The sequence below is a fragment of the Bacillus sp. AY2-1 genome, from assembly GCF_008368965.1.
GTDB classification, from domain to species: Bacteria; Bacillota; Bacilli; order Bacillales; family Bacillaceae_G; genus Bacillus_A; species Bacillus_A thuringiensis_S.
On record NZ_QPEL01000229.1, the window covers coordinates 1 to 3,927 of the forward strand.

The following is a 3,927-nucleotide window of genomic DNA, read 5'->3' on the forward strand; positions in this document are numbered from 1 at the left end:
AATAGCTACTACTTCTAACTGAGGAATGATAACGATGTATTGTCCGCCATATCCCATAGCGAAATATATACAATACGGTATGTGAAATCTTTCGTTATGTAATACCCACCAGTGATATCCATATGCGCCGACATGTTCATATGTTTCAAATTGCGCCCTGCTTGACTCTTCTAACCATTGTGCTGATACAATTTCTTTCCCATTCCAATATCCATTTTGTAAACATAATTTTCCTAATTTTAATAAATCTTTAGATTTCATTTTCATACCGAAGCCGCCAACATATATACCCTGCGGATCTTGTTGCCATTCGTATTCGTTAATTTCTAATGGATCAAATAAATATTTCTTTGCAAACCGCTCTGTCGACATTCCAGTAGCTTCTTGAATAATATAGCTCAGTAAATGAGAAGAACCTGAATTATAATTCATTTTTGTAGCAGGTTTTTCAATTATTGGCTTTTCTAATATGTACTGTACCCAGTTCTCTGATTCTACAAAGTCATTTGGGAATACTACTCCATTCCCAAACTCTTTCCAATCCTCACCAGTAGTCATTGTTAATAAGTGATAAAGCGTCAAATCATGTTTTTCCCCAGGTACATTTTCAATCCACTCTGTAATCGGTGTATGTATATCATTTATATAGCCCTTATCAATTGCAATACCAATTAATAAAGATACGATACTTTTTGTAATCGAATTTATTTTATATAAGTTATTTGCACATTCAGGTGTTTTATAATACTCAGTTGTTAATTCCCCTTTTTGATAAACAAGAAATGTATTCACTTTTTTCTTTTCGAATTTATTTTCTAGTTGCTTGAAATCCAAAAACTTTACCTCCATTTAAATAGTTACTCCATTTATTATATCTTGTTACTTCATTTTAAACATAATTGTGCTCAAATAAAAATAAACCTGTCAGCCATAATGAACTGACAGGTTTATTTTTATAATTTCGTACGAACATTCCAAAGCTCTGGGAAGAATCTTTGATCAAGTACTCGTTTTAAATAAGAAACACCGGAGGATCCACCTGTTCCCATTTTATGTCCAATAATTCTTTCTACTGTTTTCATATGACGGAAACGCCATTGTTGTAGCCAGTCTTCAATATCAATCAATTTTTCAGCAAGCTGATATAAATTCCAATATTTTTTCACATCCACATACACTTCTAACCACGCCGCTTCTACTGTTGCATCTTCTTCATAAGGCTGCGTAATATCACGGTTTAACACATCTTTATGAATAGGGAATCCTTCTTTTACTAATGCTTGAATCGCGACATCATATAGACTTGGTGCATGTAGCGCTTTATGAAGTCGTGCATGTAATTCTGGATCCTTTTCATAAATTTTTAATGCGTGCGGCGTTTTATAGCCAAGTGCATACTCAATCATACGATATTGATACGATTGAAAACCTGAAGCTTGACCGAGTGAATCACGAAACTCAATATATTCTGATGGTGTTAATGTCGCAAGAATATCCCAAGATTGAATAATTTGAGACTGAATTTTCGATACACGTGCTAACATTTTAAAAGCTGGTTGTAATTTATCTTGTTTAATAGATTCAATCGCCGCATTTAGCTCATGTAAAATGAGCTTCATCCAAAGCTCACTTGCTTGGTGGATAACGATAAATAACATTTCATCATGATGGTCCGATAATCTTTTTTGAGAAGATAGTAAACTATCTAATTGTAAATACTCCCCATACGTCATATTCTCTTTAAAATCCGTATGAATCCCTTTTTCCATAATTACTTTTTCATTTTCTTTCATATTAGCCAAACGCCCCTTTTATATAATTCTACTTATATTGGTCTAATAACGGCTCGAACTGGACTTCCATCTGCATCAGTTAATGCAAGTGGTAATGCAATAAGTTCATAATCACCGTCTGCTACATGATCTAATACGACATTTTCTAAAATATGAATTCCATGTTTAAATAATTGATGATGCGCTGCTAATTCTTTATCATCTAACGGATCAACTGATGGTACATCTACTCCGATTAAACGAATACCTTTCTCTGATAGAAAAGGTGCTATGTCTGCACGTAAATGAGGGATCACATCTGGAAATTCTTCATTTTTTCCATGTGAAGATGTACGTAATAATAATCGTTCTACACCTTCTAAATGAAAGTTTTCTAATTCCTTTTTCCCGATGCTTTCAAGATTAGAAACGTCAATAATCCGTGCTGGGCCAACATAAACTTGAACATCTAAATCCAATACTTTCTTTCCATCATTATCAAAATGAAATGGTGCATCAATATGAGTGCCTGTATGAATACTCATCGTTAACTTTCCGACATTTACCGAGCCACTTTCTTCTTTTGACCATGAAACTTCATACGAGAACGGTGTGTCTCCTGGCCACGTTGCAATATTATTATTTAGCGGTTGTGAAATATCAATCCACTCTGATGTTTTCATACTTATGCCACAACCTCTCGCTTATTTTCAAACTGCTTATACTTTTCTTCTTTCATAATTCCCTTTAATATTTGTACAGATTTCCACACTTCTTCGTATGTGTTATATAAAGCGACCGGCGCAAGTCTCACTCCATTTGGCGCTCTAAAATCTGGAATTACTCCATTTGCCTTTAGCGCTTTACATATACGTGCTGCTTCTGCATGCTCTAAATAAATGTGCCCGCCTCGACTTTCATCCTCTAACGGATTTCCAATTGTAAATCCGAAATCTTTTAATTCATGATCAATTAAATTCAGCATGTATCTCGTAATATGTAAAGACTTCTCACGTAAACGTTCAATACCAGCATCTTTGAAAATTTCAAGAGAACCAATTAATGGTGCTATACTTAATACGTGAGGTGTACCAATTTGATAAGCACCTGCATGATCAGCGGCTGTTAATGTATGCTCCATATCAAACTGCTTATCTTTTTTAGAACTAAACCATCCAGACAACCCTGGCAGTCTATTAAAATGTTTATTATTTACATAAAGTCCTGCAACACCACCCGGTCCTGCATTTAAATATTTATAATTGCACCAAACAGCAAAATCAACATCCCAATCTTTGAAATGATGCGGAATAGATCCTATTGAATGACATAAATCAAATCCGATATGAATGTCTCGTTTATGTGCTTCCGTTGTTAAACGTTTCATATCAAGAATTTGACCACTTCTATATAAAACAGAAGGTAATAAAATTAAAGCGATATCATCTTCCATCGCATGAATAATATCTTCTTCAGAAAGTGTTCTACCATCTCGGCTTTTCACTCTTACTAGATGCTCATCTGGGTCTAATCCTTTTAAACGTATTTGACTTTGAAGTGCATAAATATCTGACGGGAAAGTTAATTCATCCGCAAGTATTTTTGTACGTATTCCTTTCGGTTCATAAAACGTCGCAATAACTTGGTGTATATTTGTAGTCGTAGAACCGGTTACAATAGTTTCCTCCGGTAAAGCTCCAATAAGAGGGGCTGTAAGTTTACCTAATTTCTCTGAAAGGAAGAACCACGGGTGCTCACCTTCAGTCCAGCCGTCAATTCCATATTCTTTCCACGAATCTAGCAACGTAAGTAATGATTTCTCTGCTCTTTTTGAAAGTAGCCCTAATGAGTTTCCATCTAAATATATAGTACCTTCTTTTTTATAGAATTCAGTTTGAAAATCTTTCAGTTCATCATGTTTATCACATTCAAGCGCATACTCATAAGTTGGTTGAAATGGTTCTTTATACATGGTGTCACCTTCTCTTAATTTTCTTTTTATTCTAACTAATTGAAATATAGCACCTTAATTGATATAACGTCAATGATATTATGTCAGTTGACTTTATATATGAACTTCTTTTACAATACAGTTATATTTTCAGACATTTCAGTATAAAGAGGTGATTCTTTGAAAAACTCTACTCTTTCATCA

Annotated in this window: 4 protein-coding genes; all 4 read right to left on the reverse strand. The window is 34.3% G+C overall.

The window, feature by feature from the left end:
* Positions 1-834 (reverse strand): serine hydrolase domain-containing protein (locus DN403_RS29400; protein ID WP_149186055.1); only part of this gene is annotated, 834 nt, incomplete at its 3' end.
* Between the two features lie 119 nt (positions 835-953).
* Positions 954-1,793: a tryptophan 2,3-dioxygenase gene (gene kynA, locus DN403_RS29405; protein WP_000661959.1), complete on the reverse strand. Its 840-nt coding sequence runs from the start codon at positions 1,791-1,793 to the stop codon at positions 954-956.
* Positions 1,794-1,825: 32 nt separating this feature from the next.
* A complete protein-coding gene (gene kynB, locus DN403_RS29410) occupies positions 1,826-2,455 on the reverse strand; it encodes an arylformamidase (protein ID WP_000858071.1) in 630 nt (209 codons plus the stop codon).
* A gap of 2 nt (positions 2,456-2,457) precedes the next feature.
* The gene (gene kynU / locus DN403_RS29415; protein WP_000276296.1) at positions 2,458-3,744 is read right to left on the reverse strand and encodes a kynureninase; all 1,287 of its coding nucleotides are present in this window, start codon (positions 3,742-3,744) and stop codon (positions 2,458-2,460) included.
* Between the last annotated feature and the right edge of the window lie 183 nt (positions 3,745-3,927).